The organism is Dermacoccus abyssi, assembly GCF_003515945.1.
In the GTDB taxonomy this organism is placed as follows: Bacteria; Actinomycetota; Actinomycetes; order Actinomycetales; family Dermatophilaceae; genus Dermacoccus; species Dermacoccus abyssi.
In genome coordinates this window covers 1-1,403 of record NZ_QWLM01000050.1, presented here as the reverse complement: position 1 = coordinate 1,403, position 1,403 = coordinate 1, and the positions used below count along the sequence as shown (strand labels likewise).

Annotated in this window: 1 protein-coding gene; it reads left to right on the top strand. The window is 64.3% G+C overall.

Translation table 11 applies throughout. The features are described 5' to 3' along the window. Window positions 1-808: 808 nt before the first annotated feature. Window positions 809-1,096: a helix-turn-helix domain-containing protein gene (locus D1832_RS15045; protein WP_167539817.1), complete on the top strand. Its 288-nt coding sequence runs from the start codon at window positions 809-811 to the stop codon at window positions 1,094-1,096. Window positions 1,097-1,403: the final 307 nt, after the last annotated feature.

Sequence of the window (1,403 nt, the reverse complement as noted above, 5' to 3'; positions counted from 1 at the left end):
GCCTGGAACCGGCCACTCGAGGTGCACTTGGGGAACGCCGACCCGACGGTCCCCACCTTTCAAACCGAGAAATCCCTGCCATGTTCTTGACGCGGGACATGCTGCAAACGGTGCGTTCGAAGCCGTGGCTTGTGAGGTGGGCCCAGTGGCTGCTGGGCCCACCTTTTTCACGTGGCGCGTTCTGCGGAGTAGCGCATGGAATGCGCGGATCGCGAAGCGCGTCGAGACGTTGGCGCTTGTACCTGCCTTCCTGCTGTCCAGTCGAGGTGGACCTCGAGCGATGTCAGACGCCTGTCCGTCATCAAGGGCAGCGATGTCGTGTCGTTAGACCCTCGCTTGTTGCGGGAACGTCCTCAGAAAATCAGCGATCTCGTGGTCCCGGTACCCGGGTCTTTTCGGACAGTGGCACGGCGTTGGTGCTTGCCGTAAGACATTGCGCTGCAACGAAATTGATCCGAGGGCTCGCGGAGCGGATGGGTGCAAAACACGGCCGGTTCTACGTCAACCCCCCGTTTGGTCGTCTTTCGAGCGCCTCCGTGCCGATCCGGGGCGGGCGCCACACAGGTGTTCGTCGACGTTTGCAGGCGGGGCTTCGCGGAATGCGTCCCGCACAAGACTGCGCCCTGCACAAGAGGCCACTTTCGCCGAGCGTGGCACCTGGCTTCGGCGGCGCCTGAGCGTGCGTGATGTGGCTGGCGAGCGATGGACGTGAGAGCGTTGACAGACCATATTGGGGATACTAATCTGCACAGTGATGACACCGATAGTCGATGAACCGTGCGCGGCCACAGCCGGGTACCCTCAACGCATGCCGCGTCCCAGCCGACCCCAGCCATACGCGCTGTCGGCAGACTGGCCGCACGCTCCCTCGTCCGATCCAGCGGGCGAAGCCGCGCGGCTACTTGCCCTCAACCTCGCAGCCGCGATCCGGGGCAGGAGCGCACGGTCAGTAGAGGCGGCGACTGGCATTGATCACACGGTGATCGGCAAGATTCTCAACGGCAAGACATGGGCAGATCTCGCCACCATCACCCGGCTGGAAAACGCTTTCGATTGCGACCTGTGGCCAACCCGGTCCCAGCGGCGTAACGGGTAGGACGGCCCCCTGCGCGCCTGCCGGTCTGCCCTGAGAGCCGCACGCGTCGCCTCTGGGAACTACCCCAGGGCTATGCCCGCCCTGGTCACGAGGGATGCTGACTGGACATCCAGCTGGGTCTGTCCGCCCTGGCGAAACCTCGCCAGTCGGCGTCGCGTAAGCGCACAGGACGGTGATAATGGGCCTCCGTCAACGCGTTGGCTGAGCAGGGCGTGTCAACTTGTCTGTGTAAGCGGGGTGGTCACAGGTAGGGGTTGATCCGGTCGGGGTAGGCCGCGGCGAGCTGGGCGAGGGCCTGCTTCCAGTT